Source organism: Desulfitobacterium elongatum (assembly GCF_055378975.1).
Genome location: NZ_AP038772.1, coordinates 3,210,282 through 3,237,111, shown reverse-complemented (window position 1 = coordinate 3,237,111; position 26,830 = coordinate 3,210,282). Strand labels below are relative to the sequence as shown.

The 26,830-nt window shown below is 47.0% G+C and carries 9 protein-coding genes, 52 tRNA genes and 7 rRNA genes; 67 read left to right on the top strand and 1 reads right to left on the bottom strand.

Going from position 1 to position 26,830, the window contains the following annotated elements:
* Positions 1-8 precede the first annotated feature (8 nt).
* From rrf (ACZ42W_RS15330) to ACZ42W_RS15145, 38 genes are all read left to right on the top strand, one after another.
* Positions 9-125, top strand: a 5S ribosomal RNA gene (rrf, locus tag ACZ42W_RS15330).
* A gap of 714 nt (positions 126-839) precedes the next feature.
* Positions 840-1,940 (top strand): iron-containing alcohol dehydrogenase family protein, encoded by a 1,101-nt coding sequence (locus ACZ42W_RS15325; RefSeq protein WP_464166151.1) that lies wholly within the window; start codon positions 840-842, stop codon positions 1,938-1,940.
* 36 nt (positions 1,941-1,976) lie between these two features.
* Positions 1,977-3,086, top strand: coding sequence for a histidinol-phosphate transaminase (hisC, locus tag ACZ42W_RS15320; RefSeq protein WP_464166150.1), 1,110 nt, complete (start codon positions 1,977-1,979; stop codon positions 3,084-3,086).
* 30 nt (positions 3,087-3,116) lie between these two features.
* Positions 3,117-4,127: an ABC transporter substrate-binding protein gene (locus tag ACZ42W_RS15315; protein WP_464166149.1), complete on the top strand. Its 1,011-nt coding sequence runs from the start codon at positions 3,117-3,119 to the stop codon at positions 4,125-4,127.
* An 80-nt stretch (positions 4,128-4,207) separates the two neighbouring features.
* Complete coding sequence (locus ACZ42W_RS15310) at positions 4,208-5,005, top strand: ABC transporter permease (protein WP_464166148.1); 798 nt, start codon at positions 4,208-4,210, stop codon at positions 5,003-5,005.
* A 1-nt stretch (position 5,006) separates the two neighbouring features.
* Positions 5,007-5,783: an ABC transporter ATP-binding protein gene (locus ACZ42W_RS15305; protein WP_464166147.1), complete on the top strand. Its 777-nt coding sequence runs from the start codon at positions 5,007-5,009 to the stop codon at positions 5,781-5,783.
* 228 nt (positions 5,784-6,011) lie between these two features.
* Positions 6,012-6,218, top strand: coding sequence for a TOBE domain-containing protein (locus tag ACZ42W_RS15300; protein WP_464166146.1), 207 nt, complete (start codon positions 6,012-6,014; stop codon positions 6,216-6,218).
* Positions 6,219-7,002: 784 nt separating this feature from the next.
* Positions 7,003-7,788, top strand: a complete 786-nt coding sequence (locus ACZ42W_RS15295) for an inositol monophosphatase family protein (protein WP_464166145.1) — start codon at positions 7,003-7,005, stop codon at positions 7,786-7,788.
* A 144-nt stretch (positions 7,789-7,932) separates the two neighbouring features.
* A tRNA-Glu gene (locus ACZ42W_RS15290) sits at positions 7,933-8,008 on the top strand.
* Positions 8,009-8,014: 6 nt separating this feature from the next.
* Positions 8,015-8,090, top strand: a tRNA-Val gene (locus ACZ42W_RS15285).
* Between the two features lie 9 nt (positions 8,091-8,099).
* Positions 8,100-8,175: transfer RNA gene (locus ACZ42W_RS15280), tRNA-Asp, on the top strand.
* Positions 8,176-8,197: 22 nt separating this feature from the next.
* Positions 8,198-8,281, top strand: a tRNA-Tyr gene (locus ACZ42W_RS15275).
* Positions 8,282-8,289: 8 nt separating this feature from the next.
* Positions 8,290-8,364 (top strand) — tRNA-Met (locus ACZ42W_RS15270).
* Positions 8,365-8,404: 40 nt separating this feature from the next.
* Positions 8,405-8,479: transfer RNA gene (locus ACZ42W_RS15265), tRNA-Gln, on the top strand.
* A 7-nt stretch (positions 8,480-8,486) separates the two neighbouring features.
* Positions 8,487-8,562, top strand: a tRNA-Lys gene (locus tag ACZ42W_RS15260).
* A gap of 10 nt (positions 8,563-8,572) precedes the next feature.
* Positions 8,573-8,647: transfer RNA gene (locus ACZ42W_RS15255), tRNA-Gly, on the top strand.
* A 10-nt stretch (positions 8,648-8,657) separates the two neighbouring features.
* Positions 8,658-8,734, top strand: a tRNA-Arg gene (locus tag ACZ42W_RS15250).
* A gap of 25 nt (positions 8,735-8,759) precedes the next feature.
* Positions 8,760-8,835: transfer RNA gene (locus ACZ42W_RS15245), tRNA-Thr, on the top strand.
* A gap of 6 nt (positions 8,836-8,841) precedes the next feature.
* A tRNA-Leu gene (locus ACZ42W_RS15240) sits at positions 8,842-8,926 on the top strand.
* 16 nt (positions 8,927-8,942) lie between these two features.
* A tRNA-Ser gene (locus ACZ42W_RS15235) sits at positions 8,943-9,033 on the top strand.
* A 15-nt stretch (positions 9,034-9,048) separates the two neighbouring features.
* Positions 9,049-9,123 (top strand) — tRNA-Asn (locus ACZ42W_RS15230).
* Position 9,124: 1 nt separating this feature from the next.
* Positions 9,125-9,201: transfer RNA gene (locus tag ACZ42W_RS15225), tRNA-Met, on the top strand.
* Between the two features lie 5 nt (positions 9,202-9,206).
* Positions 9,207-9,280, top strand: a tRNA-Gly gene (locus ACZ42W_RS15220).
* Between the two features lie 448 nt (positions 9,281-9,728).
* A tRNA-Glu gene (locus ACZ42W_RS15215) sits at positions 9,729-9,804 on the top strand.
* Positions 9,805-9,810: 6 nt separating this feature from the next.
* Positions 9,811-9,886: transfer RNA gene (locus ACZ42W_RS15210), tRNA-Val, on the top strand.
* A gap of 10 nt (positions 9,887-9,896) precedes the next feature.
* Positions 9,897-9,972: transfer RNA gene (locus ACZ42W_RS15205), tRNA-Asp, on the top strand.
* A 22-nt stretch (positions 9,973-9,994) separates the two neighbouring features.
* Positions 9,995-10,078: transfer RNA gene (locus tag ACZ42W_RS15200), tRNA-Tyr, on the top strand.
* A gap of 8 nt (positions 10,079-10,086) precedes the next feature.
* A tRNA-Met gene (locus tag ACZ42W_RS15195) sits at positions 10,087-10,161 on the top strand.
* 40 nt (positions 10,162-10,201) lie between these two features.
* Positions 10,202-10,276: transfer RNA gene (locus tag ACZ42W_RS15190), tRNA-Gln, on the top strand.
* 7 nt (positions 10,277-10,283) lie between these two features.
* Positions 10,284-10,359 (top strand) — tRNA-Lys (locus ACZ42W_RS15185).
* Positions 10,360-10,369: 10 nt separating this feature from the next.
* A tRNA-Gly gene (locus tag ACZ42W_RS15180) sits at positions 10,370-10,444 on the top strand.
* A 9-nt stretch (positions 10,445-10,453) separates the two neighbouring features.
* A tRNA-Arg gene (locus ACZ42W_RS15175) sits at positions 10,454-10,530 on the top strand.
* 25 nt (positions 10,531-10,555) lie between these two features.
* A tRNA-Thr gene (locus tag ACZ42W_RS15170) sits at positions 10,556-10,631 on the top strand.
* Positions 10,632-10,637: 6 nt separating this feature from the next.
* Positions 10,638-10,722, top strand: a tRNA-Leu gene (locus tag ACZ42W_RS15165).
* 16 nt (positions 10,723-10,738) lie between these two features.
* Positions 10,739-10,829: transfer RNA gene (locus ACZ42W_RS15160), tRNA-Ser, on the top strand.
* A gap of 15 nt (positions 10,830-10,844) precedes the next feature.
* Positions 10,845-10,919, top strand: a tRNA-Asn gene (locus tag ACZ42W_RS15155).
* A 1-nt stretch (position 10,920) separates the two neighbouring features.
* Positions 10,921-10,997, top strand: a tRNA-Met gene (locus tag ACZ42W_RS15150).
* A 5-nt stretch (positions 10,998-11,002) separates the two neighbouring features.
* Positions 11,003-11,076: transfer RNA gene (locus tag ACZ42W_RS15145), tRNA-Gly, on the top strand.
* A 111-nt stretch (positions 11,077-11,187) separates the two neighbouring features.
* Here the strand turns inward: ACZ42W_RS15145 and ACZ42W_RS15140 are convergent.
* Entirely contained in the window at positions 11,188-11,583 is a 396-nt protein-coding gene (locus tag ACZ42W_RS15140; protein ID WP_464166144.1) for a CoA-binding protein, read from the bottom strand.
* A 195-nt stretch (positions 11,584-11,778) separates the two neighbouring features.
* Between ACZ42W_RS15140 and ACZ42W_RS15135 the strand changes: the two genes are divergently transcribed.
* The 29 genes from ACZ42W_RS15135 (at position 11,779) to rrf (ACZ42W_RS14995) (ending at position 26,756) form a co-directional block, all read left to right on the top strand.
* A tRNA-Gly gene (locus tag ACZ42W_RS15135) sits at positions 11,779-11,853 on the top strand.
* A gap of 497 nt (positions 11,854-12,350) precedes the next feature.
* A 16S ribosomal RNA gene (locus ACZ42W_RS15130) occupies positions 12,351-14,013 on the top strand.
* Between the two features lie 202 nt (positions 14,014-14,215).
* Positions 14,216-14,292: transfer RNA gene (locus tag ACZ42W_RS15125), tRNA-Ile, on the top strand.
* A 16-nt stretch (positions 14,293-14,308) separates the two neighbouring features.
* Positions 14,309-14,384: transfer RNA gene (locus tag ACZ42W_RS15120), tRNA-Ala, on the top strand.
* 117 nt (positions 14,385-14,501) lie between these two features.
* Positions 14,502-17,414 (top strand): 23S ribosomal RNA (locus ACZ42W_RS15115).
* A 138-nt stretch (positions 17,415-17,552) separates the two neighbouring features.
* Positions 17,553-17,669: ribosomal RNA gene (gene rrf, locus ACZ42W_RS15110) — 5S ribosomal RNA — on the top strand.
* The 16S, 23S and 5S rRNA genes sit together here with 3 tRNA genes alongside, the layout of an rRNA operon.
* Positions 17,670-18,159: 490 nt before the next feature.
* Positions 18,160-18,819 carry a protein-L-isoaspartate(D-aspartate) O-methyltransferase gene (locus ACZ42W_RS15105; protein WP_464166143.1) on the top strand — a complete coding sequence of 220 codons (660 nt, stop codon included), beginning with the start codon at positions 18,160-18,162 and terminating at the stop codon, positions 18,817-18,819.
* A 396-nt stretch (positions 18,820-19,215) separates the two neighbouring features.
* A tRNA-Arg gene (locus tag ACZ42W_RS15100) sits at positions 19,216-19,292 on the top strand.
* A gap of 22 nt (positions 19,293-19,314) precedes the next feature.
* Positions 19,315-19,386 (top strand) — tRNA-Ile (locus tag ACZ42W_RS15095).
* 8 nt (positions 19,387-19,394) lie between these two features.
* A tRNA-Leu gene (locus ACZ42W_RS15090) sits at positions 19,395-19,479 on the top strand.
* Between the two features lie 4 nt (positions 19,480-19,483).
* Positions 19,484-19,558: transfer RNA gene (locus ACZ42W_RS15085), tRNA-Asn, on the top strand.
* A gap of 20 nt (positions 19,559-19,578) precedes the next feature.
* Positions 19,579-19,662 (top strand) — tRNA-Tyr (locus tag ACZ42W_RS15080).
* Between the two features lie 8 nt (positions 19,663-19,670).
* Positions 19,671-19,745: transfer RNA gene (locus tag ACZ42W_RS15075), tRNA-Met, on the top strand.
* A 40-nt stretch (positions 19,746-19,785) separates the two neighbouring features.
* Positions 19,786-19,860 (top strand) — tRNA-Gln (locus ACZ42W_RS15070).
* A 7-nt stretch (positions 19,861-19,867) separates the two neighbouring features.
* Positions 19,868-19,943, top strand: a tRNA-Lys gene (locus tag ACZ42W_RS15065).
* A gap of 7 nt (positions 19,944-19,950) precedes the next feature.
* Positions 19,951-20,024, top strand: a tRNA-Gly gene (locus ACZ42W_RS15060).
* A gap of 25 nt (positions 20,025-20,049) precedes the next feature.
* A tRNA-Trp gene (locus tag ACZ42W_RS15055) sits at positions 20,050-20,123 on the top strand.
* A 10-nt stretch (positions 20,124-20,133) separates the two neighbouring features.
* Positions 20,134-20,209: transfer RNA gene (locus tag ACZ42W_RS15050), tRNA-Glu, on the top strand.
* A gap of 6 nt (positions 20,210-20,215) precedes the next feature.
* Positions 20,216-20,291, top strand: a tRNA-Val gene (locus ACZ42W_RS15045).
* A 5-nt stretch (positions 20,292-20,296) separates the two neighbouring features.
* Positions 20,297-20,372, top strand: a tRNA-Asp gene (locus tag ACZ42W_RS15040).
* 5 nt (positions 20,373-20,377) lie between these two features.
* Positions 20,378-20,466 (top strand) — tRNA-Ser (locus ACZ42W_RS15035).
* An 11-nt stretch (positions 20,467-20,477) separates the two neighbouring features.
* Positions 20,478-20,553 (top strand) — tRNA-Phe (locus tag ACZ42W_RS15030).
* A gap of 1 nt (position 20,554) precedes the next feature.
* Positions 20,555-20,629, top strand: a tRNA-Gly gene (locus ACZ42W_RS15025).
* Between the two features lie 8 nt (positions 20,630-20,637).
* A tRNA-Cys gene (locus tag ACZ42W_RS15020) sits at positions 20,638-20,711 on the top strand.
* Positions 20,712-20,725: 14 nt separating this feature from the next.
* Positions 20,726-20,814: transfer RNA gene (locus tag ACZ42W_RS15015), tRNA-Leu, on the top strand.
* A 267-nt stretch (positions 20,815-21,081) separates the two neighbouring features.
* Positions 21,082-21,159, top strand: a tRNA-Pro gene (locus ACZ42W_RS15010).
* Between the two features lie 279 nt (positions 21,160-21,438).
* Positions 21,439-23,004, top strand: a 16S ribosomal RNA gene (locus tag ACZ42W_RS15005).
* A gap of 438 nt (positions 23,005-23,442) precedes the next feature.
* Positions 23,443-26,503: ribosomal RNA gene (locus ACZ42W_RS15000) — 23S ribosomal RNA — on the top strand.
* Positions 26,504-26,639: 136 nt separating this feature from the next.
* Positions 26,640-26,756, top strand: a 5S ribosomal RNA gene (rrf, locus tag ACZ42W_RS14995).
* The last annotated feature ends 74 nt before the right edge of the window (positions 26,757-26,830 follow it).

Sequence of the window (26,830 nt, the reverse complement as noted above, 5' to 3'; positions counted from 1 at the left end):
TTCAAAGATCTGGTGATTATTCCGGAGGGGTTCCACCCGTTCCCATACCGAACACGGAAGTTAAGACCTCCAGGGCTGATGATACTTGGACCGCAGGGTCCTGGGAAAGTAAGTCGTTGCCAGGTAAGTGCAAAAAGACTATCTATTTAGATGGTCTTTTTGCTTTTTTACGTTGTAAAAAACTACGGAGTGTGCATGATGCTCTGGGGTCGGTTCCACCCGTACGCTGGCGCCGCGTAGTCTCTCTCTCCAGCACAGCGGCTTGGCCGAAACGATGTCCCACATCGTTTCGTATCTCGAACACGGAAGTTAAGACCTCCAGGGCTGATGCGAAATTATCCGGTGGATGATTTCGGGGCGAGCGCCAAGGCTACAGACGCATTCTGAGAGGCGCCGCCCTACTTGGACCGCAGACGTAACAGTCCAGTGGACTGTTACGCGGCCAGCGCCACATCCCCATAGAATGACCAATTGGAGCGGCCTCCTGGGAAAGTAAGTCGTTGCCAGGTAAGCATAAAGAGACCGTCTTTAATAGATGGTCTTTTTGCTTTTTTACGGTGTAAAAAACTAAACGGGCTGTGCATGATGCTCTGGGGTCGGTTCCACCCGTTCGCCTGCGCCGTGTAGTCTCTCACAAAAAACATCATGAATGTTCAGTAATACCAAGTTGTGTAGTAAAAAAGACTTTTATAAATATAGTACGGTCGTTGTTTTAATTACATTTGTGCTCACTAGTTAATTTAAATGAGTTGACAAAGCATACAAATTTCCGTAAAATTGAAAAGAATTATGTATAAAGATACATAATGTTGAATAAACATTTTAAAAGGTGTTGAAAAATGAAAATAGTAACTAGTTATGGAAAATATATTCGGCGTACCGGCTTACTCAATGAAATTGGTGAATACGTTCGTACTTTCGGAAAAAAAGCTTGCCTCATTGGCGGAAAAACAGCATTGAGTGTTGTTTCAGATCGTATCACAAAGGATCTTATAAGAACTGGAATCGATTTATACCCTCCCCTCTGGTACGGAGGAGAATGCAGTGAGAGCAATATTCAAGCATTAAGTAAACAAATCGAAAAATTTAAGCCTGATTTTCTCATTGTAGCAGGTGGTGGGAAAGCTATTGATACGGTTAAAGCTTTAGGGTACTTGTTAAACCTACCGGTGATTGCCATTCCAACGATCGCCTCAACATGCGCTGCGGCGACCTGTATAACCATACTCTATGATGACAATGGGGAATATGTTGAGATAAGTCGGAAGTCAAAAAATCCAGAACTAATTTTACTCGATACACAAGTTATTCTTGAAGCACCTGTGAGATTTTTAACATCAGGGATAGGAGATACCTTAGCAAAATGGTTTGAATCCAAGGCTTCAAACCAAAAAGCTTTACCCAATGCTTTTAATGGCGGTGCAGTTACCCTAGCACATTTCGTATATGAACTTCTTTTAAAGGAAGGGAAGCGAGCTGCAGAGGCTATCAATAATGGAATTGTTTCAAGTGAATTAGAAAATGTAATTGATGCGATAATCCCTGTAAGCGGAAGCATTAGTAATTACGGTGGGGACGATTGCCGCACGGCCGCAGCACATGCTGTTTACTCTGGCCTTACGATCTTCCCGGAAGTTCACGAGGTGTACCATGGGGAAATTGTTGCTTTCGGAATCTTAACCCAGTTAGCAATCGAGCAGCGAGCAGATGAAGAGATCTTCGAATTGATTTCTTATTATAAAAAGGTTAACTTACCATCAACTTTAGGAGAAATGGGAATCGATATTTCCTGTATTTCGGATGAGCAGTGGAAAACTCTAGGCACTGTAACCGTGAAAATCGAGGACATGGCTAATATGCCCTTTACAGTGACTCCCCAAATGGTAATTGATGGGATTCGGCGAGCAGACCAGCTTGGGCGCTCGTTCATTCAAAAATAAAAATAATCATGGTTTACAGGAAAGAGTGAGAACGTAATGGACTTAAAGAAGATGGTCCGTAAAATACATCCAAAGTTAACGCCATATAAATGTGCACTTGCGGATTTACCCGTAGAAGAGATTAAAGAAGTACTCGGTAAAGAAACGGTTTACAAACTATCATTTAATGAAAATCCACTAGGTCCGTCTCCTAAAGCCATTCAAGCCATGACGGATTCCCTTCAGAGTTTAAATGTATACCCAAGCTCAGCGGGGGAACCCATTATGAAAAAAATCGGGGACCTAGAGGGTGTGGATCCAGAACAAATCATTCTTGCCAATGGTGCAGACGAAATGATCACCTTGATAGCTCAAACATTTTTAGAGCCGGATGACGAAGTCATTATTCCGAAAGTTTGTTTTATCCAATACACAGCTGCAACAAACTTAATGGGGGCTGTTCCGGTTTACTCAGATATGAAAGAAGATCTGTCCTATGACTTGGAGGACATTCTCAATAGAATAACTTTAAAAACTAAGATCATTTTTTTGTGTAATCCGAATAATCCTACTGGAACGAGCATCCCACGCACCGAACTTCGAAAATTTTTAAGTCAAATCCCGGATCACGTTTTGGTGGTTATCGACGAAGCTTATCAAGAATATGCAGATTCTGTTGAATTCGAATCAGCAGTCCATTCGATTGGCCAGAATAAACTGGTATTTATCGTCCGTACCTTTTCTAAAATCTATTCGCTGGCCGGAGCTCGTCTTGGCTACGGAATTGCATCACGTGAAGTCATAGAAGCGGTTAATTCTGTACGCCTTCCGTTTAACGTTAATGCAATTGTACAAGCAGGAGCCTTAGCTAGTTTGGAAGATACTGATCATCTTCACAAGTCGAGGGTATTGAATAGCGAAGGAAAGAAAATGCTCTATAAAGCTTTTCAATCACTGGGCTTACCTTATCTTATAAGTGATACTAACTTCGTTTATGTCGATACTAAAATGGATAGCGATAAGGTATTCAATCAATTAGCCGAGCAGGGTTTAATCGTAAGAACTTTAAAGGGTTACGGGCTCAATACTTCACTTCGTATATCCATTGGTAATCCAAAAGAAGTAACGGCTTTCATTAACGCTTTAAAAAATATAATAATGTCCTAAATGGAGTTAAAAGAGAGAGGGAAAACTAAAATGAAGAAGATTCTAGCTATGGTTCTATCGTTAGTCCTGGTATTAAGCCTCGCAGGTTGCGGTAATTCCAATTCATCTAAGGAGCAACCGAAACAAGGACAAGCAACGACCGAAAAGAAACCTTTAAAAGTAACTTTACCGACTTGGACAGGATATGGTCCCTTATTCCTGGCTAAAGAAAAGGGATTCTTCGAAAAGCATGGAGTAAACGTTGAATTAACAATCATCGATGGATTGGCAGAGCGCAAGCAAGCCTTGGCTGGTGGCAAAATCGATGGCATGGCAACGGCACAAGATGTTCAAGTGACCTTAGCTGCTTCCAATATCCCTGTTCAAGTCGTCTGGCTTTTAGATGATTCCTACGGTGGTGATGGAATTTTGGTCAAGAAGGAGATTCAATCTGCAGCAGACTTAAAAGGAAAGAAAGTCGCCTTTGAAGTCGGATCCACGAGCCATTTATTGATGCTTACAGTTCTGAAGAATGCAGGCTTAACGGATAAAGATGTAGAAGTCGTTCCGATGTCCGCAGGGGATGCTGGAGCAGCTTTTATGGCCGGAAAAGTGGACGCTGCTGTAACCTGGGAACCATGGCTTTCCAAAGGAGCTAACGCGAACGGCAAAGTATTACTCTCCACTAAGGACCTTCCTGGAATCATTGTTGATAGCATTAGCTTTAGAAAAGAAGTTGTTGAGCAACGCCCGGATGATGTTAAGGCATTTGTAGCTGCAATGGCAGAAGCTATGGACTACTGGAAAGCTAATAAAGATGAATCCGATAAGATTATGGCAGATGGTTTAAAAATTGATCTAAAAGAATTTACAGGAACTGTTCCTGGACTTAAATTCTTCGACAAAGATGATAACAAAAAGTTATTTGGAACGAGTGCAAAGCCTGGTTCGATCTATCAAGCAACAAAGAATGATATAGACTTCTATGTCGAGCAAAAGATTATCGAAAAAGCTATTACTCCGGAAAGTATTATCAATTCTAAGTTTGTAGAAGGACTTTAGAATGACGCGAGGAGTGCCCGTATGGGCCTCCTTATTTTTTCTGTTTGAACTTGCATAAAATTATGGAAAGGAGAAAAGCGATGTGGAAAAATATATTTTCACCCAAAAAGGAAATTTCTAAAACGGTATATACATCTGCGGGACTTATGGCCTTTTTATTATTTATTCTTATATGGTCTGTTCTTAGCTATTCTGGAATTGTCAATCCGCTTTTCCTGCCAAGCCCCGGTAAGGTCATTAATACTGCTGTAGAACTATTTTCTGAAGGCGATATTTTAAAGGATATACAAGTTAGTTTTACCCGGGTTAGCTTAGGTTTTATAATCGCTGCACTAATTGGCGTACCGCTTGGTGTTCTTATGGGGACTCTACGTATTATGGAGGGATTCCTTGAGCCTTTAATGGGATTCATTCGTTATATGCCGGCATCAGCTTTTATCCCTTTGTTTATCCTTTGGATTGGTCTAGGTGAAGGGGAGAAGATGGCCGTAATTTTCTTCGGGACATTTTTTCAGCTAACCTTGATGGTTATGGATGTAACAAAAAATGTTCAAAATGATCTAGTTGAGGTTTCTTATACCCTTGGGGCAAGTAAACGACAGCTTTTCAGCAAAGTCATTCTTCCAGCTTCCCTACCAGGAATAGTGGATACATTAAGGATTACCTTTGGATGGGCTTGGACGTATTTAGTCGTTGCTGAAATCGTAGGAGCATCTAGGGGTTTAGGATACATGATTATGCAATCATCAAGGTTCTTACGTCCAGATAAGATTTTTGTTGGAATTATTATTATTGGATTGTTAGGACTTATTACGGATCTGATCTTTAAGTTAATCTACAGAGTATCATTTTCTTGGATGAGGAAGGAGGGAGTATGAAGTGGCGAATAAACTTGTTATTGAACACGTGGGAAAAGTGTTTTCAACTAAGGGAGGAGAGATGACCGCTCTGGATCAAACCTCTTTTCAGGTTAAAGAAGGAGAGTTCGTCACCATACTTGGGCCTTCAGGGTGTGGAAAATCTACTATCCTAAGGATTATTGCTGGACTTGAAGAACCTAGTTCTGGAAAGGTCTATCTAGATGGGCACGAGGTGAAGGACCCAGGTCCTGATCGCGGAATGGTTTTTCAATCCTATACACTCTATCCATGGCTAAGCGTAGAGGATAATATTTCCTTTGGACTTAAGCTAAAGGGACGTTCATCTAAAGAATGTAAAGAAACGGCACAACACTATCTTGAACTGATCGGGTTACGCGGTTTTGAGAAACATTATCCAATTCAATTATCTGGGGGAATGAAGCAACGGGTGGCCATTGCCCGAGCACTCGCGAATGACCCAGAAATCCTTTTAATGGATGAACCTTTTGGTGCTTTAGATGCTCAGACTCGGACAATTATGCAGGAAGTTCTTCTCAAAGCATGGGAAGAGTCAAAGAAGACCATCCTTTTTATTACTCATGATGTCGAGGAAGCCATCTTCCTAGCTGATTCGGTCTATGTCATGACAGCTCGTCCGGGAAGACTAAAAGAGAATATCACTGTTAATCTGCCCCGGCCCAGAGATTTTGAGATTAAAAATAGCCCTGAGTTCTTTGACTTAAAGACTAAATTGCTTGGACTAATCAGAGAGGAAACCCTTAAGGCAATCAAATAATGAAATAACTTTTACTAGAAGATTCGATCAACTTTTGGGCGATCGGGTCTTTTCTGTAAGTAAGCAAAAAGACCGTCTACTTTAGATGGTCTTTTTGCTTTTTTACGATGTAAAAAACAAAGAAATAGTATCAGAGTCACCCCTGCATATAGTAGTTCGAAGCCTTGTTTAATACGTATCAATTGTGTACATACTATTTCAGAATGTTGAATAAGGGGGCATTATCTAATGCGATTATCAGCTCGAAACCAGTTAAAAGGTAAAATTACAGGAATGAAAAACGGTCCGGTGTCAACTGAAGTAGTCATTGATATCAACGGTCAGTCTGTTACAGCAAGTATAACTTCGGGTTCGTCAGAATCCTTAGGATTGAAAGTTGGCGATGATGTAGTAGCTATTATCAAAGCAAGTTCGGTCATGATTGGTCTTCAATAATACTTAGAAAAAGCTTTTCTTTTGTAGTCATACAAGCACACCCTATGATAGTGTAAGCGTCAAATCACGCACACATCAGTAAATCAAATATTCGAGAATACAACGGCCCCAATTTCTCGAAAGAGAGAAATTGGGGCTCACTATTATGACTTTACTTATTTAATTTTCTGAAGTTGTCTGGCAGTTCCTTTGAGTAGGGCAAAAGTTTATCGAGCTCATCATAATTTGTTAGAGCAATATTAGGAAGTCGCTCGAAAAGATACGTTAGGTAATTAAAAGAGTGAGGCAAAAGCTAAGAAAGGCAGGCAGAATATTTAATACCTATGCTTTTTCGTGGCTATCTATAGATTCTTAATAATAAAAGAACATTGTTAGTTTAAAAAGATGTTGTCTTTGTGTAGGTTATAAAGAACCCTTTGGGGTAGGATTTGCAAATGGATCTTTATCGAGAAGTTAAATATCTATTCAAAGAACATGAAATGAGACTTCTTTCATTGAATACGCGTATCTTGACTAATGCTAGGAATACCAAGACAGAGAGCATAATAAATGGGTCCTAGAGGGCTTGTATCGACTAAGGGATATCTAACCAAACGATTAGGCTAAACGTCGTTCATAAGACAAGCTAGAAGCAGAAGACTTACTTATTTGCCTTCAATAATCCAAGAATCGGATAGTGGTTATAGTTCGGCGATTTTTTAATGATTGAATATGACAATATTAATAGGTAAATTGATAATACTGTTGAAAAGGAGTAGTATCTCTATAGAGGGGTGAAGCAAAAATGGAACAGAATAATTGGATTCCTGTACTGATCGAACTTGCAAAGAAAGCTGGAGAAGTCATTAAAACTGGTTTTGCAACTTCCAAGACAGTAAATCAGAAATCCTCTGCAATGGATATAGTAACAGAATATGATACAAGAGTGGAAGATTTACTAATCGATGAGATTAAGAAAAGTTACCCTGACCATCTAGTTTTAGGGGAAGAACATGAATATTTAGGTAAAGGTACTTTTGGTGCATTTTTACCTAATGAAGGGTACATTTGGGTGATTGATCCTATCGATGGGACTTTGAATTTTGCATCAGGGATTCCACTATTGGCTGTTTCTATCGCATTATTCTATAATGGCGAACCCATCGCCGGAGTGGTCTATAATCCGCTTATAGATGAAATGTTTACAGCCCAAAAGGGAATGGGGGCTACATTAAACAATCAACGCATCCAAGTGAAAGAATCAGAGAGTTTAGAGCGGTCCATAGTAGGTGTATCAGTGGCACGAAGAAAACAGGATGTAGAACTCCAAAAACTGGCTGACAGAGTTGGGGGTATGCGAGCATTAGGGACGGCTGCTATTGCCCTAGCTTATGTAGCAGCGGGTCGCTTAGATGCTTATTGGGAAAAGGATCTAAATCTTTGGGATATTGCCGCTGGGATGCTTCTTATTCAAGAGGCAGGGGGCAGGGTTTTAATTTCAAATCATGATAATGCTTACCCTATCAAGGCTTCAGAAGTTTTTGCTGGGAATCTGAAAGTGGATAGATTTGTCGAGGTCATCAGGAGTTAGATCTGAATGCCTGACCTCAATGCGAAGTTTATCCAACCCAAAAAAGCACAAAAAACAACAAAATATAACAGAATACAATAATATAAAAATGCTATTGACATTCAATCCTAGTTCAGATATACTAACAAATGTTCCGCGAAAAACGGCCCGTTGGTCAAGCGGCCTAAGACACCGCCCTTTCACGGCGGCTACACGGGTTCGAATCCCGTACGGGTCACCAAATTCCGGGGGATTAGCTCAGCTGGGAGAGCGCCTGCCTTACAAGCAGGATGTCGGCGGTTCGATCCCGTCATCCCCCACCAAACAAACAAGGCCCCGTGGTGTAGTGGTTAACATGCCTGCCTGTCACGCAGGAGATCGTCGGTTCAAGTCCGATCGGGGTCGCCATTTCAAATTTCATAAACATTGTGGGTAGGTGGCCGAGTGGTTAAAGGCGGCAGACTGTAAATCTGTTCCGAAAGGTACGGTGGTTCGAATCCATCCCTGCCCACCACAAAACATCGCGGGATGGAGCAGCGGTAGCTCGTCGGGCTCATAACCCGAAGGTCGTCGGTTCAAATCCGGCTCCCGCAACCAAGTTATTAAGTCAACGGAAGTTGATTTGGTATAAGCCGATTGGGGTGTCGCCAAGCGGTAAGGCACCAGACTTTGACTCTGGCATTCGTAGGTTCGAATCCTGCCACCCCAGCCAGCAAGATGAGCCATTAGCTCAGTCGGTAGAGCACCTGACTTTTAATCAGGGTGTCCCGCGTTCGAGTCGCGGATGGCTCACCATCCAATTTATGCGGGTGTAACTCAGTGGTAGAGTGTCACCTTGCCAAGGTGAAAGTCGCGAGTTCGAATCTCGTCACCCGCTCCAAAAGAACCATGCGCTCGTAGCTCAGCTGGATAGAGCGTCTGACTACGAATCAGAAGGCCAGGGGTTCGAATCCCTTCGAGCGCACCATTTAAAATTACAAATCCTCAAAGATGCCGTTGTAGCTCAGTTGGTAGAGCGTATCCTTGGTAAGGATAAGGTCACCGGTTCAATCCCGGTCAATGGCTCCATAAAATGCGGGAGTGGCGGAACTGGCAGACGCGCACGTTTGAGGGGCGTGTGGGTAACTCCATACGGGTTCAAGTCCCGTCTTCCGCACCAATTAAGTTAATATTGCGGAGAAGTACTCAAGTGGCTGAAGAGGACGGTTTGCTAAACCGTTAGAGTGGGTAACTGCTGCGAGGGTTCGAATCCCTCCTTCTCCGCCAGGATAATTTTAATATTCCTCGATAGCTCAATGGTGGAGCAACCGGCTGTTAACCGGTAGGTTGTAGGTTCGAGTCCTACTCGGGGAGCCATGGCAGGGTAGCCAAGTGGTCTAAGGCAAGTGGTTCATACCCGCTCATTCGAGGGTTCAAATCCCCCCCCTGCTACCACACTTGCGGGTGTAGCTCAATGGTAGAGCGCTAGCCTTCCAAGCTAGTTACGTGAGTTCGATTCTCATCACCCGCTCCATATGAATTTTAAGCCGCACTGGTGTCAGTGCGGCTTTTGTTTTTTTGTTTTTTGCAGCGATAAATCAGATATTAGCTCTTTGCACAGCTAGGTCCTCTTCGCTGAGAGGATCTAAAAACACTAATGCTCCCCATATTCCCAAATCACAGAAAAGTAACGGCCTCCTTTAATGCTGTCATATTTATCCTTGCTATTATTCGCTGAGAAATAAATTCCATTCCTGGAATTAAGGTAAAAAGGGATCCTACTTGTGACTGTTTATAGATAACCTGAATGAAGGTCATAAATTTATCTTTGTCCGTTTGTAAAATATTAGATGAAAGGATATTTACAAGAAAATGGATAAAACTGAAACTTGTGATCTTCACTTTGCAAAATTGCAAATTAAAATCAAAAAGTATTTGACAAGATGAGCTTGGACATGTATTATTGTTATTGCGCTAACAACGGCCCGTTGGTCAAGCGGCCTAAGACACCGCCCTTTCACGGCGGCTACACGGGTTCGAATCCCGTACGGGTCACCAAATTCCGGGGGATTAGCTCAGCTGGGAGAGCGCCTGCCTTACAAGCAGGATGTCGGCGGTTCGATCCCGTCATCCCCCACCAAACAAAACAAGGCCCCGTGGTGTAGTGGTTAACATGCCTGCCTGTCACGCAGGAGATCGTCGGTTCAAGTCCGATCGGGGTCGCCATTTCAAATTTCATAAACATTGTGGGTAGGTGGCCGAGTGGTTAAAGGCGGCAGACTGTAAATCTGTTCCGAAAGGTACGGTGGTTCGAATCCATCCCTGCCCACCACAAAACATCGCGGGATGGAGCAGCGGTAGCTCGTCGGGCTCATAACCCGAAGGTCGTCGGTTCAAATCCGGCTCCCGCAACCAAGTTATTAAGTCAACGGAAGTTGATTTAGTATAAGCCGATTGGGGTGTCGCCAAGCGGTAAGGCACCAGACTTTGACTCTGGCATTCGTAGGTTCGAATCCTGCCACCCCAGCCAGCAAGATGAGCCATTAGCTCAGTCGGTAGAGCACCTGACTTTTAATCAGGGTGTCCCGCGTTCGAGTCGCGGATGGCTCACCATCCAAATTATGCGGGTGTAACTCAGTGGTAGAGTGTCACCTTGCCAAGGTGAAAGTCGCGAGTTCGAATCTCGTCACCCGCTCCAAAGAACCATGCGCTCGTAGCTCAGCTGGATAGAGCGTCTGACTACGAATCAGAAGGCCAGGGGTTCGAATCCCTTCGAGCGCACCATTTAAAATTACAAATCCTCAAAGATGCCGTTGTAGCTCAGTTGGTAGAGCGTATCCTTGGTAAGGATAAGGTCACCGGTTCAATCCCGGTCAATGGCTCCATAAAATGCGGGAGTGGCGGAACTGGCAGACGCGCACGTTTGAGGGGCGTGTGGGTAACTCCATACGGGTTCAAGTCCCGTCTTCCGCACCAATTAAGTTAATATTGCGGAGAAGTACTCAAGTGGCTGAAGAGGACGGTTTGCTAAACCGTTAGAGTGGGTAACTGCTGCGAGGGTTCAAATCCCTCCTTCTCCGCCAGGATAATCTTAATATTCCTCGATAGCTCAATGGTGGAGCAACCGGCTGTTAACCGGTAGGTTGTAGGTTCGAGTCCTACTCGGGGAGCCATGGCAGGGTAGCCAAGTGGTCTAAGGCAAGTGGTTCATACCCGCTCATTCGAGGGTTCAAATCCCCCCCCTGCTACCACACTTGCGGGTGTAGCTCAATGGTAGAGCGCTAGCCTTCCAAGCTAGTTACGTGAGTTCGATTCTCATCACCCGCTCCATATGATTTTTAAACCGCACTGGTGTCAGTGCGGTTTTTGCTATCTGTATATCGTTTGGCTTCAGAGATCTAGAAAGAGCATCAGATAGAGAGTACGGCATTAACTAAGAGCTCACTTAGATTTATCCCGAGCTTGGATTAGAACGCATTGGTTATGTATAAGGTGCAAGCCTTGCTTATTCCCTTTCTGGATCGCCTCTTCGCTTTCGCTACCTGGTTGCATCCAAATTCTTTGGATGCCAAGCTTTGCACATTCATCGATAATCTGTTCAGTTACTTTCGGTGGAACGACCACACTAATAGCATCTGGCACCAAAGGAAGGGTACTCAGATTGTGATAACAAGGATCCCCGTCAATTTCATTTAATTTGGGATTGATGGCAAAGACATTATAGCCAGCTCTTTTTAATTTGAAGTAAACTTTATTTCCATACTTTGTTGGGTCGTTAGATACACCAACTACTGCCCAATTATCTTTACTTAAGAATTCTTGCATGTCGCCTTGCATATAAACACCTCCTAGACATTGTTCTACATTAGTTTAACTCAATGGAATGAAGTTAGCAATCAACTCACAAATGACTGATAACATCGAGAAGCAAAGGAAACCAAGTGTTTAAATCATAGTAAATATATAATATTAAATTTTCCTTATAGGCTTGACTCAGTAGAACGCATAATGCTATAATCGATAATGTTCCATGCGGAAGTGGCTCAGCGGTAGAGTATTGGCTTCCCAAGCCGAGGGTCGCGGGTTCGAATCCCGTCTTCCGCTCCATAATGAAACATTGGCGCTGCAAAGAATTGCAGCGTTTTTCTATTATACGAGGTGCTAATAATTACGGATAAGGGGAGTCGCTAGGTATCCGTAGTTTTGACTAATTCATTTTCAGCAGTGGTTATTCTGATTTATAGGAGCTTGACGACCTTGCGGGGGTAACGATGAGTGTGTTCGCTATTATTTTGCACTCATTGGGGAACAGTGGGAAATCCTCAATGGAAAAATATAACTCCATTAATGTAGTTGACACTTGGGATTGAACATGATAATATAACTAAGCGCTCAGATGTGAAGAACACTTTTTAGAGAAGAAAATGCTCAATTACATCGAGTGATACAAAAAAGAGTTGACACTTGAAAGTCACTCTGGTAAAATTAAAAATCGTCACAGCAAGTGACAATGGTCTTTGAAAACTAAACAACAAGGAACAGCCAATGACTCGTCAAGAGTTAAAGATTTAGATAATTTGAGCAATCAAATTTTCTTCATAAATTTTATGGAGAGTTTGATCCTGGCTCAGGACGAACGCTGGCGGCGTGCCTAACACATGCAAGTCGAACGGTCCAGTGTCTAACACCGAGTATTTTGGAGCTCGTAAGTGGTGCCTTGCGAGAGCGCGAAGAATGAGCGCTCCACGCATTCAATAAGTACCAACACGAAGCAGAGAATACTGGGTGTTAGATGCTGGATAGTGGCGGACGGGTGAGTAACGCGTGGGTAACCTACCCATTAAATCGGGACAACCCTTGGAAACGAGGGCTAATACCGGATACGCTTAAGAGCTGGCATCAGCACTTAAGGAGAGGTGGCCTCTGAAAATGCTACCGATAATGGATGGACCCGCGTCTGATTAGCTAGTTGGTGGGGTAAAGGCCTACCAAGGCGACGATCAGTAGCCGGCCTGAGAGGGTGAACGGCCACACTGGGACTGAGACACGGCCCAGACTCCTACGGGAGGCAGCAGTGGGGAATCTTCCGCAATGGACGAAAGTCTGACGGAGCAACGCCGCGTGTACGACGAAGGCCTTCGGGTTGTAAAGTACTGTCTTCAGGGACGAACGGTGCGGGTGTGAATAATGCCTGTACATGACGGTACCTGAGGAGGAAGCCCCGGCTAACTACGTGCCAGCAGCCGCGGTAATACGTAGGGGGCAAGCGTTGTCCGGAATCATTGGGCGTAAAGGGCGCGTAGGCGGATATTTAAGTCTGGTGTGAAAACCTAGGGCTCAACCCTGGGAGTGCATCGGAAACTGGGTATCTTGAGGACAGGAGAGGAAAGTGGAATTCCACGTGTAGCGGTGAAATGCGTAGATATGTGGAGGAACACCAGTGGCGAAGGCGACTTTCTGGACTGTAACTGACGCTGAGGCGCGAAAGCGTGGGGAGCAAACAGGATTAGATACCCTGGTAGTCCACGCCGTAAACGATGAGTGCTAGGTGTAGAGGGTATCGACCCCTTCTGTGCCGCAGTTAACACAATAAGCACTCCGCCTGGGGAGTACGGCCGCAAGGTTGAAACTCAAAGGAATTGACGGGGGCCCGCACAAGCGGTGGATTATGTGGTTTAATTCGACGCAACGCGAAGAACCTTACCAAGGCTTGACATCCACAGAATCCTGAGGAAACTTAGGAGTGCCCTTCGGGGAGCTGTGAGACAGGTGGTGCATGGTTGTCGTCAGCTCGTGTCGTGAGATGTTGGGTTAAGTCCCGCAACGAGCGCAACCCCTATATTTAGTTGCTAACGAGTAAGGTCGAGCACTCTAGATAGACTGCCGGTGACAAACCGGAGGAAGGTGGGGATGACGTCAAATCATCATGCCCCTTATGTCTTGGGCTACACACGTAATACAATGGCCGGTACAGACGGAAGCGAAGCCGTGAGGTGGAGCGAATCCGAGAAAGCCGGTCTCAGTTCGGATTGTTCTCTGCAACTCGAGAACATGAAGTCGGAATCGCTAGTAATCGCAGGTCAGCATACTGCGGTGAATACGTTCCCGGGCCTTGTACACACCGCCCGTCACACCACGAAAGTCTGCAACACCCGAAGCCGGTGAGGTAACCCGAAAGGGAGCTAGCCGTCGAAGGTGGGGCCGATGATTGGGGTGAAGTCGTAACAAGGTAGCCGTATCGGAAGGTGCGGCTGGATCACCTCCTTTCTAAGGAGAACGGTTCACTCTAGTAGTGAGCGTATCCTATGGTCGATCCTTTGAAAAAGCTGATGCGAAAGCATTAAGAGTTCAAAGGTGAAGAGTCGAAAGACTCGAAATGCCGAAGAGGCAAACAGGGAAACCTGTAAAGAGCTGTTTGAGTGCAAACTACTTGTTGTTTAGTTTTGAGAGACCAAAAATCTCTCTGATTGGGCTTATAGCTCAGTTGGTTAGAGCGCACGCCTGATAAGCGTGAGGTCGGTGGTTCGAGTCCACCTAGGCCCACCATTTAAGTTGATATTGTGGGGGTATAGCTCAGCTGGGAGAGCACCTGCCTTGCAAGCAGGGGGTCAGCGGTTCGATCCCGCTTACCTCCACCATAATAAAATTTGAATGGTTTTTTGGTTTCTAATTTGTTCTTTGAAAACTGCACAGAGAAAAAGAAATTAACTGTAAATTAGGATAAACATCTGAGAACCTAATGTGGCGGGACGTTTGGTCAAGCTACTAAGGGCGTACGGTGGATGCCTAGGCGCTAAGAGTCGAAGAAGGGCGCGGCGAGCGGCGAAACGCCACGGGGAGCAGTAAGCATGCATTGATCCGTGGATACCCGAATGGGGCAACCCATCCAGAGTCATATCTGGATATCGTTAACTGAATCCATAGGTTAACGAAGACAACCCGGGGAACTGAAACATCTAAGTACCCGGAGGAAGAGAAAGAATAATCGATTCCCTGAGTAGCGGCGAGCGAAACGGGAAGAGCCCAAACCGACCCCTTCGGGGATCGGGGTTGTAGGACCCTCTTTTAGGAATGGATTTCTAGCCGAAGTGATCTGGAAAGATCGAGCAAAGAAGGTAACACTCCTGTAGGCGAAAGGAAGACATTCTGTGAGGGTATCCTGAGTACCGCGGGACACGAGAAACCCCGTGGGAAACCGGGAGGACCACCTCCCAAGGCTAAATACTCCTTAGCGACCGATAGCGAACTAGTACCGTGAGGGAAAGGTGAAAAGCACCCCGGGAGGGGAGTGAAAAAGAACCTGAAACCGTACGCTTACAAGCAGTCAAAGCACTATTAAGGTGTGATGGCGTGCCTTTTGTAGAATGAACCGGCGAGTTACGGTATGTAGCGAGGTTAAGGCGAGAAGCCGGAGCCGGAGCGAAAGCGAGTCTGAAAAGGGCGACTAGTTACATGCTGTAGACCCGAAACCGTGTGATCTACCCATGGACAGGGTGAAGGTGGGGTAAAACCTACTGGAGGCCCGAACTCACTGTCGTTGAAAAGGCAGGGGATGAGCTGTGGGTAGGGGTGAAATGCCAATCGAACACGGAGATAGCTGGTTCTCCCCGAAATAGCTTTAGGGCTAGCCTCGAATCGATGATTATTGGCGGTAAAGCACTGAATAGGCTAGGGGCCTTACCGGGTTACCGAACCTTATCAAACTCTGAATGCCAATAATTTAGATCGGGAGTCAGACTGTGGGGGATAAGCTTCATAGTCGAAAGGGAAACAGCCCAGACCATCAGCTAAGGTCCCAAAGTATACGCTAAGTGGAAAAGGATGTGGAATTGCACAGACAACCAGGATGTTGGCTCAGAAGCAGCCACCATTTAAAGAGTGCGTAATAGCTCACTGGTCGAGTGGTTCTGCGCCGAAAATGTAACGGGGCTCAAGCGTATCACCGAAGCTATGGCTTGTACACTAAGTGTACAGGGGTAGGGGAGCGTTCTGAATGCAGCGAAGTTGTTCTGTAAGGAATGGTGGAGCGTTTAGAAGTGAGAATGCCGGTATGAGTATGCGAAAAGGTGAGTGAGAATCTCACCCGCCGTAAACCTAAGGATTCCTGGGGAAGGCTCGTCCGCCCAGGGTAAGTCGGGACCTAAGCCGAGGCGTAAAGCGTAGGCGATGGACAACTGGTTGAGATTCCAGTACCACTCTTAAGCGTTTGAGCAATGGGGTGACACAGAAGGATAGGTTAAGCGTGCCGTTGGTAGAGCACGCCCAAGCCCGTAGGGTGTGAGACAGGTAAATCCGTCTCGCGAGAAGCCTGAAAGGTGACGGGGAGCGAAAATAAGTAGCGAAGTAACCGACTCCAAGCTGTCAAGAAAAGCCTCTAGTGAGCAAGAGAGTGCCCGTACCGCAAACCGACACAGGTAGGTAAGGAGAGAATCCTAAGGCGCGCGAGAAAACCCTCGTTAAGGAACTCGGCAAAATGACCCCGTAACTTCGGGAGAAGGGGTGCTCTTTGAAAGAAGAGCCGCAGAGAAGAGGTCCAGGCGACTGTTTAACAAAAACACAGGTCCCTGCCAATCTGAAAAGAGAAGTATAGGGGCTGACGCCTGCCCGGTGCTGGAAGGTTAAGAGGAGAGGTTAGCGCAAGCGAAGCTTTGAATTGAAGCCCCAGTAAACGGCGGCCGTAACTATAACGGTCCTAAGGTAGCGAAATTCCTTGTCAGGTAAGTTCTGACCCGCACGAAAGGCGTAACGATCTGGACACTGTCTCAACGAGGGACTCGGCGAAATTGTAATACCCGTGAAGATGCGGGTTACCTGCGACAGGACAGAAAGACCCCATGGAGCTTTACTGTAGCTTGACATTGGATTTTGGTATAAAATGTACAGGATAGGTGGGAGACAGAGAAGCTAGGGCGCCAGCCTTGGTGGAGTCGCCGGTGGGATACCACTCTTTTTGTACTGAAGTTCTAACTTAGACCCCTGAATCGGGGTTGAGGACCGTGTCAGGTGGGCAGTTTGACTGGGGCGGTCGCCTCCTAAAGAGTAACGGAGGCGCCCAAAGGTTCCCTCAGCGCGGTTGGAAATCGCGCGTAGAGTGTAAAGGCAAAAGGGAGCTTGACTGCGAGACCAACAAGTCGAGCAGGGACGAAAGTCGGGCTTAGTGATCCGGTGGTACCGAGTGGAAGGGCCATCGCTCAACGGATAAAAGCTACCCTGGGGATAACAGGCTTATCTCCCCCAAGAGTCCATATCGACGGGGAGGTTTGGCACCTCGATGTCGGCTCATCGCATCCTGGGGCTGTAGTAGGTCCCAAGGGTTGGGCTGTTCGCCCATTAAAGCGGTACGTGAGCTGGGTTCAGAACGTCGTGAGACAGTTCGGTCCCTATCCGTCGCAGGCGCAGGAAATTTGAGAGGATCTGACCCTAGTACGAGAGGACCGGGTTGGACGGATCACTGGTGTACCAGTTGTCTCGCCAGAGGCACAGCTGGGTAGCTATATCCGGAGCGGATAAGCGCTGAAAGCATCTAAGCGCGAAACCGACCTCAAGATGAGATTTCCCACAGCATAAGCTGGTAAGACCCCTGAATGATGATCAGGTTGATAGGCCCGGTGTGGAAGCGCGGTGACGCGTGGAGCTGACGGGTACTAATCGGTCGAGGGCTTGACCTAACAAACGACACAAGCGGTTCACTCACTTTGGGCGAAAGTCTAAGTGAGGAAGACGATTATCTTAATTACAGTTAAGGCATTACATCTGTGCAGTTTTGAGGGAATAGGGTTCCGAAAGGAGCTTAACAACTTCAAAGATCTGGTGATTATTCCGGAGGGGTTCCACCCGTTCCCATCTCGAACACGGAAGTTAAGACCTCCAGGGCTGATGATACTTGGACCGCAGGGTCCTGGGAAAGTAAGTCGTTGCCAGGTAACAACGAAGAGACTATCTATTTAGATGGTCTCTTTGCTTTTTTACGGCGTAAAAAACTAAACGGGGTGTGCATGATTCTTTGGAGTTAGTTCCACCCGTTTGGCTCACACGGCGATAGTACTCCTTTGACAGTTTGCCGTGTGGCCGAAACAGTCCACCGGACTGTTTTGTGGCGCCGCGTAGTATTACTCTCCAGCACAGCGGCTTGACCGAAATAACACTGATTTTAATACTTCAAATTGATTGGGCCAATAGAATATTAGACTCTTAGAAAATAAATTTCGCATGGTCGTAAAAATTGGACCGACTGTCGCTTTGTGGTATTCGCCGGTGATATGGTTGCTCAAATGATGAATAAAGGAACATTATGCTGAAGAGTTTCACTACTTTGGGTGCCCCTATTGGCATGAAGGGGGAGTAGAATATTATTATCTAAACTCGATTGGGAAAGACTAGAAATATTAAAGCCACATTGAGGAGGTGCAATCTATGGAAAAAGCAGATGAACGCCACCGAGAGCGAATATGGCTTGCTGAAGAACTGGCGACCCAAGGCATTCGAGATGAACGGATACTTGAAAGCATCCGTACTGTACCACGCCATCTATTTGTTCCTTCTGAACAAGTCGATTATGCCTATTATGATATGCCCCTGGCGATTGGACTCGGACAGACAATCAGTCAGCCATATATGGTTGCGCTCATGATTGATGCCTTGGAAACACGACCAGAGGACAGAGTATTGGAAATCGGCACCGGATCAGGTTATGCTGCAGCTGTGCTTTCACGCCTGGTTGAAAGAGTATATACGATTGAACGCCATGCTAAATTAGCTAAGGAAGCGAGTGAACGGTTTGCTGCTTTGCAATATGTCAATATTACTCTAAAAGTAGGGGATGGCAGCAAAGGCTGGCCAGAGGATAGCCCTTTTGATGGTGTAATTGTCGCTGCTGCTGCGCCAGTTGTACCGTTATCCCTTAAGGGGCAATTAGCAGTGGGAGGACGGCTCGTGATTCCGACAGGGGAGAAGGGACAACAAAAACTCTTGCGAGTGCTCAGAATATCGAAAGAAGAATATCAGGAAGAAACGCTCTGTCATGTGCGCTTTGTTCCACTGATTGGGGAAGAAGGTTGGGAGGATAGGGGATGAAAGTGTTAGAAAAATGATACCTCACTGATAAATTCGATAAAACACCTTCTGATCGTCCAAAACCTATAGAGCCAACTTCATCAAGGAAAGCTCTTTTAATTTCTGTTTTCCCAATTCTATGCTAAGGGTGATGAAGTTTAAGCTCGGACCTGCCTGAAGGTGAACCTTAAAGCGGCCATAGGACGAACAATGAACCTCTACACCTAATTTTTCGGCAATGACATGAGCAGAAAGTACTTGGTGAAAAAGTCAAACGGCTTTGTGGGATAAATTAGAATTTCTTTCGAATAATTTATTAAATAAATTTCCAGTTGCCAAAAACGTCTTTTCATGTTAAAGTAAGAATCCGTCGCGAAATCGAAAGGTTTCTGATTGGGCTTACATCCACCATAAGTTGCGCTCGTAGCTCAGCTGGATAGAGCGTCTGACTACGAATCAGAAGGCCGGGGGTTCGAATCCCTCCGAGCGCACCATTTACAAATCCTCAGTGAAGATGCCGTTGTAGCTCATTTGGTAGAGCGTATCCTTGATAAGGATAAGACCACGATTCAATCCCGGTTAACGACTTCATTCATGCGGGAGTGGCGGAACTGGCAGACGCGCACGTTTGAGGGGCGTGTGGGTAACACCGTATGGGTTCAAGTCCCATCTTCCGCACCATCATTCCTCGATAGCTCAATGGTGGAGCAACCGGCTGTTAACCGGTAGGTTGCAGGTTCGAGTCCTGCTCGGGGAGCCATTTTAATTCTATACAAATGTGGGTAGGTGGCCGAGTGGTTAAAGGCGGCAGACTGTAAATCTGTTCCGAAAGGTACGGTGGTTCGAATCCATCCCTGCCCACCACAAAACATCGCGGGATGGAGCAGCGGTAGCTCGTCGGGCTCATAACCCGAAGGTCGTCGGTTCAAATCCGGCTCCCGCAACCAAGTTATTAAGTCAACGGAAGTTGATTTAGTATAAGCCGATTGGGGTGTCGCCAAGCGGTAAGGCACCAGACTTTGACTCTGGCATTCGTAGGTTCGAATCCTGCCACCCCAGCCAGCAAGATGAGCCATTAGCTCAGTCGGTAGAGCACCTGACTTTTAATCAGGGTGTCCCGCGTTCGAGTCGCGGATGGCTCACCACTATCATGCGGGTGTAGCTCAATGGTAGAGCGCTAGCCTTCCAAGCTAGTTACGAGAGTTCGATTCTCTTCACCCGCTCCATTAGTCCAATTATCCATCCATTCATAGGGGATTAGTTTAATGGTAGAACAGCGGTCTCCAAAACCGTCAGTGGGAGTTCGACTCTCTCATCCCCTGCCAATACCTATCTGGCCCGTTGGTCAAGCGGCCTAAGACACCGCCCTTTCACGGCGGCTACACGGGTTCGAATCCCGTACGGGTCACCAATTTCTGGGGGATTAGCTCAGCTGGGAGAGCGCCTGCCTTACAAGCAGGATGTCGGCGGTTCGATCCCGTCATCCCCCACCAAACAAGGCCCCGTGGTGTAGTGGTTAACATGCCTGCCTGTCACGCAGGAGATCGTCGGTTCAAGTCCGATCGGGGTCGCCATTTATGGAGGGGTGTCCGAGTGGTTTAAGGAACTGGTCTTGAAAACCAGCGACTCCGCAAGGGGCCGTGGGTTCGAATCCCACCCCCTCCGCCATACTAATTTACGCCTTGGTAGCTCAGTCGGTAGAGCAGAGGACTGAAAATCCTCGTGTCGGCGGTTCGATTCCGTCCTAAGGCACCATGCGGGTGTAACTCAGTGGTAGAGTGTCACCTTCCCAAGGTGAAAGTCGCGAGTCCGAATCTCGTCACCCGCTCCATTTAATTGGGCGGCATAGCCAAGTGGTAAGGCAGAGGTCTGCAAAACCTTTATCCCTAGTTCAAATCTAGGTGCCGCCTCCAAATCAATTAATTTTGCCGATGTGGCGGAACTGGCAGACGCACGGGACTTAAAATCCCGCGGGCCCTAAAGCCCGTACCGGTTCAATTCCGGTCATCGGCACCAATATAAGATTATATTAAGAGACGATTCATAGGAATTGTCTCTTTTGTCATATATACATTTGCGAACATACCTACACTATACTGTCTATGTTTTTTAAATGTTTTGTTTTCAAAATTAGAATCAAATCTGCGGGGTAATCTAAGAAACTGAGAAAAATTAGTATTGACGCAATGTGGTTAAAATGGTATCATACAATTCCGGCCGCAAATTGCTAATTGTTTAAGATTTGGTGCAAGTGGTTCGGAAATGTTTTAGGTCATATTTTATCGGGATATAGCGCAGCTTGGCTAGCGCGCCTGCCTTGGGAGCAGGAGGCCGGGGGTTCAAATCCCTCTATCCCGACCATCTCTAACCAGAGTAAAGCTACTGAAAAAGTGGTTGACAGTTATCCTTAGAAGTGCTAAGGTAATGATCCGTCGCAAGAGCTGAAAAGCAAAAGCGACTACGAAAAAAAGGTGTTGACAAAGAAACACCAATCTGATAAAGTATATAAATGTCGCCACTAAGTGCGACACACGGTGAAAGCCGACAATGGTCTTTGAAAACTAAACAACAAGGAACAGCCAATGACTCGTCAAGAGTTAAAGAATAGATCATTTGAGCAATCAAATTTTCTTCATAAATTTTATGGAGAGTTTGATCCTGGCTCAGGACGAACGCTGGCGGCGTGCCTAACACATGCAAGTCGAACGGAGAACTTAATAAGCTTGCTTAGAGAGTTCTTAGTGGCGGACGGGTGAGTAACGCGTGGGTAACCTACCCATTAAATCGGGACAACCCTTGGAAACGAGGGCTAATACCGGATACGCTTAAGAGCTGGCATCAGCACTTAAGGAGAGGTGGCCTCTGAACATGCTACCGATAATGGATGGACCCGCGTCTGATTAGCTAGTTGGTGGGGTAAAGGCCTACCAAGGCGACGATCAGTAGCCGGCCTGAGAGGGTGAACGGCCACACTGGGACTGAGACACGGCCCAGACTCCTACGGGAGGCAGCAGTGGGGAATCTTCCGCAATGGACGAAAGTCTGACGGAGCAACGCCGCGTGTACGACGAAGGCCTTCGGGTTGTAAAGTACTGTCTTCAGGGACGAACGGTACGGGTGTAAATAATGCCTGTACATGACGGTACCTGAGGAGGAAGCCCCGGCTAACTACGTGCCAGCAGCCGCGGTAATACGTAGGGGGCAAGCGTTGTCCGGAATCATTGGGCGTAAAGGGCGCGTAGGCGGATATTTAAGTCTGGTGTGAAAACCTAGGGCTCAACCCTGGGAGTGCATCGGAAACTGGGTATCTTGAGGACAGGAGAGGAAAGTGGAATTCCACGTGTAGCGGTGAAATGCGTAGATATGTGGAGGAACACCAGTGGCGAAGGCGACTTTCTGGACTGTAACTGACGCTGAGGCGCGAAAGCGTGGGGAGCAAACAGGATTAGATACCCTGGTAGTCCACGCCGTAAACGATGAGTGCTAGGTGTAGAGGGTATCGACCCCTTCTGTGCCGCAGTTAACACAATAAGCACTCCGCCTGGGGAGTACGGCCGCAAGGTTGAAACTCAAAGGAATTGACGGGGGCCCGCACAAGCGGTGGATTATGTGGTTTAATTCGACGCAACGCGAAGAACCTTACCAAGGCTTGACATCCACAGAATCTCGAGGAAACTTGAGAGTGCCCTTCGGGGAGCTGTGAGACAGGTGGTGCATGGTTGTCGTCAGCTCGTGTCGTGAGATGTTGGGTTAAGTCCCGCAACGAGCGCAACCCCTATATTTAGTTGCTAACGAGTAAGGTCGAGCACTCTAGATAGACTGCCGGTGACAAACCGGAGGAAGGTGGGGATGACGTCAAATCATCATGCCCCTTATGTCTTGGGCTACACACGTAATACAATGGCCGGTACAGACGGAAGCGAAGCCGTGAGGTGGAGCGAATCCGAGAAAGCCGGTCTCAGTTCGGATTGTTCTCTGCAACTCGAGAACATGAAGTCGGAATCGCTAGTAATCGCAGGTCAGCATACTGCGGTGAATACGTTCCCGGGCCTTGTACACACCGCCCGTCACACCACGAAAGTCTGCAACACCCGAAGCCGGTGAGGTAACCCGAAAGGGAGCTAGCCGTCGAAGGTGGGGCCGATGATTGGGGTGAAGTCGTAACAAGGTAGCCGTATCGGAAGGTGCGGCTGGATCACCTCCTTTCTAAGGAGAACGGTTCACTCTAGTAGTGAGCGTATCCTATGGTCGATCCTTTGAAGGACTGATGCGAAAGCATTAAGAGTTCAAAGGTGAAGAGTCGCAAGACTCGAAATGCCGAAGAGGCAAAACAGGGAAACCTGTAAAGAGCTGTTTGAGTGCAAACTACTTGTTGTTTAGTTTTGAGAGACCAGAAATGGGAACTCACTATTTTTTTGACCAAAACTATGGTTCTAAAGGAATTAAATTCTTTTGAATTGAGTTCCATGAACTAAAGAATTGGCAAAAAATACAGATTGAAAGTCTAGCTGAGACATGCTAAACTAACAATCCGCTGAAGAGATGAAAGTCTCTAAGCAAAAGTGTTCTTTGAAAACTGCACAGAGAAAGTAATTAACTGTAAATTAGGATAAACATCTGAGAACCTAATGTGGCGGGACGTTTGGTCAAGCTACTAAGGGCGTACGGTGGATGCCTAGGCGCTAAGAGTCGAAGAAGGGCGCGGCGAGCGGCGAAACGCCACGGGGAGCAGTAAGCATGCATTGATCCGTGGATACCCGAATGGGGCAACCCATCCAGAGTCATATCTGGATATCGTTAACTGAATCCATAGGTTAACGAAGACAACCCGGGGAACTGAAACATCTAAGTACCCGGAGGAAGAGAAAGAATAATCGATTCCCTGAGTAGCGGCGAGCGAAACGGGAAGAGCCCAAACCGACCCCTTCGGGGATCGGGGTTGTAGGACCCTCTTTTAGGAATGGATTTCTAGCCGAAGCGATCTGGAAAGATCGAGCAAAGAAGGTAACACTCCTGTAGGCGAAAGGAAGACATTCTGTGAGGGTATCCTGAGTACCGCGGGACACGAGAAACCCCGTGGGAAACCGGGAGGACCACCTCCCAAGGCTAAATACTCCTTAGCGACCGATAGCGAACTAGTACCGTGAGGGAAAGGTGAAAAGCACCCCGGGAGGGGAGTGAAAAAGAACCTGAAACCGTACGCTTACAAGCAGTCAAAGCACCCTTGAGGTGTGATGGCGTGCCTTTTGTAGAATGAACCGGCGAGTTACGGTATGTAGCGAGGTTAAGGCGAGAAGCCGGAGCCGGAGCGAAAGCGAGTCTGAACAGGGCGACAAGTTACATGCTGTAGACCCGAAACCGTGTGATCTACCCATGGACAGGGTGAAGGTGGGGTAAAACCTACTGGAGGCCCGAACTCACTGTCGTTGAAAAGGCAGGGGATGAGCTGTGGGTAGGGGTGAAATGCCAATCGAACACGGAGATAGCTGGTTCTCCCCGAAATAGCTTTAGGGCTAGCCTCGAATCGATGATTATTGGCGGTAAAGCACTGAATAGGCTAGGGGCCTTACCGGGTTACCGAACCTTATCAAACTCTGAATGCCAATAATTTAGATCGGGAGTCAGACTGTGGGGGATAAGCTTCATAGTCGAAAGGGAAACAGCCCAGACCATCAGCTAAGGTCCCAAAGTATACGCTAAGTGGAAAAGGATGTGGAATTGCACAGACAACCAGGATGTTGGCTCAGAAGCAGCCACCATTTAAAGAGTGCGTAATAGCTCACTGGTCGAGTGGTTCTGCGCCGAAAATGTAACGGGGCTCAAGCGTATCACCGAAGCTATGGCTTGGAATGGAATTATTAAGTCTTTAGATAGAGAACACAAAAGACGTTACTTCAGGAATTTTGCTTCCACAAAGGAAGACAAAAGTTTTAATCAAAGCAAAATTCCCAAATGTCTTTAGGGGCTCAGCGTAAAGTCAATGCTAAGGATTTAATAATTCCATTCCAGGGGTAGGGGAGCGTTCTGAATGCAGCGAAGTTGTTCTGTAAGGAATGGTGGAGCGTTTAGAAGTGAGAATGCCGGTATGAGTATGCGAAAAGGTGAGTGAGAATCTCACCCGCCGTAAACCTAAGGATTCCTGGGGAAGGCTCGTCCGCCCAGGGTAAGTCGGGACCTAAGCCGAGGCGTAAAGCGTAGGCGATGGACAACTGGTTGAGATTCCAGTACCACTCTTAAGCGTTTGAGCAATGGGGTGACACAGAAGGATAGGTTAAGCGTGCCGTTGGTTGAGCACGCCCAAGCCCGTAGGGTGTGAGACAGGTAAATCCGTCTCGCGAGAAGCCTGAAAGGTGACGGGGAGCGAAAATAAGTAGCGAAGTAACCGACTCCAAGCTGTCAAGAAAAGCCTCTAGTGAGCAAGAGAGTGCCCGTACCGCAAACCGACACAGGTAGGTAAGGAGAGAATCCTAAGGCGCGCGAGAAAACCCTCGTTAAGGAACTCGGCAAAATGACCCCGTAACTTCGGGAGAAGGGGTGCTCCATGCAAGTGGAGCCGCAGAGAAGAGGTCCAGGCGACTGTTTAACAAAAACACAGGTCCCTGCCAATCTGAAAAGAGAAGTATAGGGGCTGACGCCTGCCCGGTGCTGGAAGGTTAAGAGGAGAGGTTAGCCGCAAGGCGAAGCTTTGAATTGAAGCCCCAGTAAACGGCGGCCGTAACTATAACGGTCCTAAGGTAGCGAAATTCCTTGTCAGGTAAGTTCTGACCCGCACGAAAGGCGTAACGATCTGGACACTGTCTCAACGAGGGACTCGGCGAAATTGTAATACCCGTGAAGATGCGGGTTACCTGCGACAGGACAGAAAGACCCCATGGAGCTTTACTGTAGCTTGACATTGGATTTTGGTATAAAATGTACAGGATAGGTGGGAGACAAAGAAGCTAGGGCGCCAGCCTTGGTGGAGTCGCCGGTGGGATACCACTCTTTTTGTACTGAAGTTCTAACTTAGACCCCTGAATCGGGGTTGAGGACCGTGTCAGGTGGGCAGTTTGACTGGGGCGGTCGCCTCCTAAAGAGTAACGGAGGCGCCCAAAGGTTCCCTCAGCGCGGTTGGAAATCGCGCGTAGAGTGTAAAGGCAAAAGGGAGCTTGACTGCGAGACCAACAAGTCGAGCAGGGACGAAAGTCGGGCTTAGTGATCCGGTGGTACCGAGTGGAAGGGCCATCGCTCAACGGATAAAAGCTACCCTGGGGATAACAGGCTTATCTCCCCCAAGAGTCCATATCGACGGGGAGGTTTGGCACCTCGATGTCGGCTCATCGCATCCTGGGGCTGTAGTAGGTCCCAAGGGTTGGGCTGTTCGCCCATTAAAGCGGTACGTGAGCTGGGTTCAGAACGTCGTGAGACAGTTCGGTCCCTATCCGTCGCAGGCGCAGGAAATTTGAGAGGATCTGACCCTAGTACGAGAGGACCGGGTTGGACGGATCACTGGTGTACCAGTTGTCTCGCCAGAGGCACAGCTGGGTAGCTATATCCGGAGCGGATAAGCGCTGAAAGCATCTAAGCGCGAAACCGACCTCAAGATGAGATTTCCCACAGCATAAGCTGGTAAGACCCCTGAATGATGATCAGGTTGATAGGCCCGGTGTGGAAGCGCGGTGACGCGTGGAGCTGACGGGTACTAATCGGTCGAGGGCTTGACCTAACAAACGCTAACAAGCAGTTCACTCACTTTGGGCGAAAGTCTAAGTGAGGAAGAGATTATCTTAATTACAGTTAAGACATTACATCTGTGCAGTTTTGAGGGAATGAGTTCCGAAAGGAACGCAAAACTTCAAAGATCTGGTGATTATTCCGGAGGGGTTCCACCCGTTTCCATCTCGAACACGGAAGTTAAGACCTCCAGGGCTGATGATACTTGGACCGCAGGGTCCTGGGAAAGTAAGTCGTTGCCAGGTAAGTGCAAAAAGACCGTCTTTATATAGATGGTCTTTTTGCTTTTTTACGTTGTAAAAAACTACGGAGTGTGCAT

Bases quoted from the DNA above. Each gene is read 5' to 3' on its own strand.
- ACZ42W_RS15295 (WP_464166145.1), top strand. From the start codon at position 7,003: ATGGAACAGAATAATTGGATTCCTGTACTGATCGAACTTGCAAAGAAA.
- ACZ42W_RS15315 (WP_464166149.1), top strand. From the start codon at position 3,117: ATGAAGAAGATTCTAGCTATGGTTCTATCGTTAGTCCTGGTATTAAGC.
- ACZ42W_RS15105 (WP_464166143.1), top strand. From the start codon at position 18,160: ATGGAAAAAGCAGATGAACGCCACCGAGAGCGAATATGGCTTGCTGAA.
- ACZ42W_RS15325 (WP_464166151.1), top strand. From the start codon at position 840: ATGAAAATAGTAACTAGTTATGGAAAATATATTCGGCGTACCGGCTTA.
- ACZ42W_RS15140 (WP_464166144.1), bottom strand. From the start codon at position 11,583: ATGCAAGGCGACATGCAAGAATTCTTAAGTAAAGATAATTGGGCAGTA.
- hisC (WP_464166150.1), top strand. From the start codon at position 1,977: ATGGACTTAAAGAAGATGGTCCGTAAAATACATCCAAAGTTAACGCCA.
- ACZ42W_RS15310 (WP_464166148.1), top strand. From the start codon at position 4,208: ATGTGGAAAAATATATTTTCACCCAAAAAGGAAATTTCTAAAACGGTA.
- ACZ42W_RS15300 (WP_464166146.1), top strand. From the start codon at position 6,012: ATGCGATTATCAGCTCGAAACCAGTTAAAAGGTAAAATTACAGGAATG.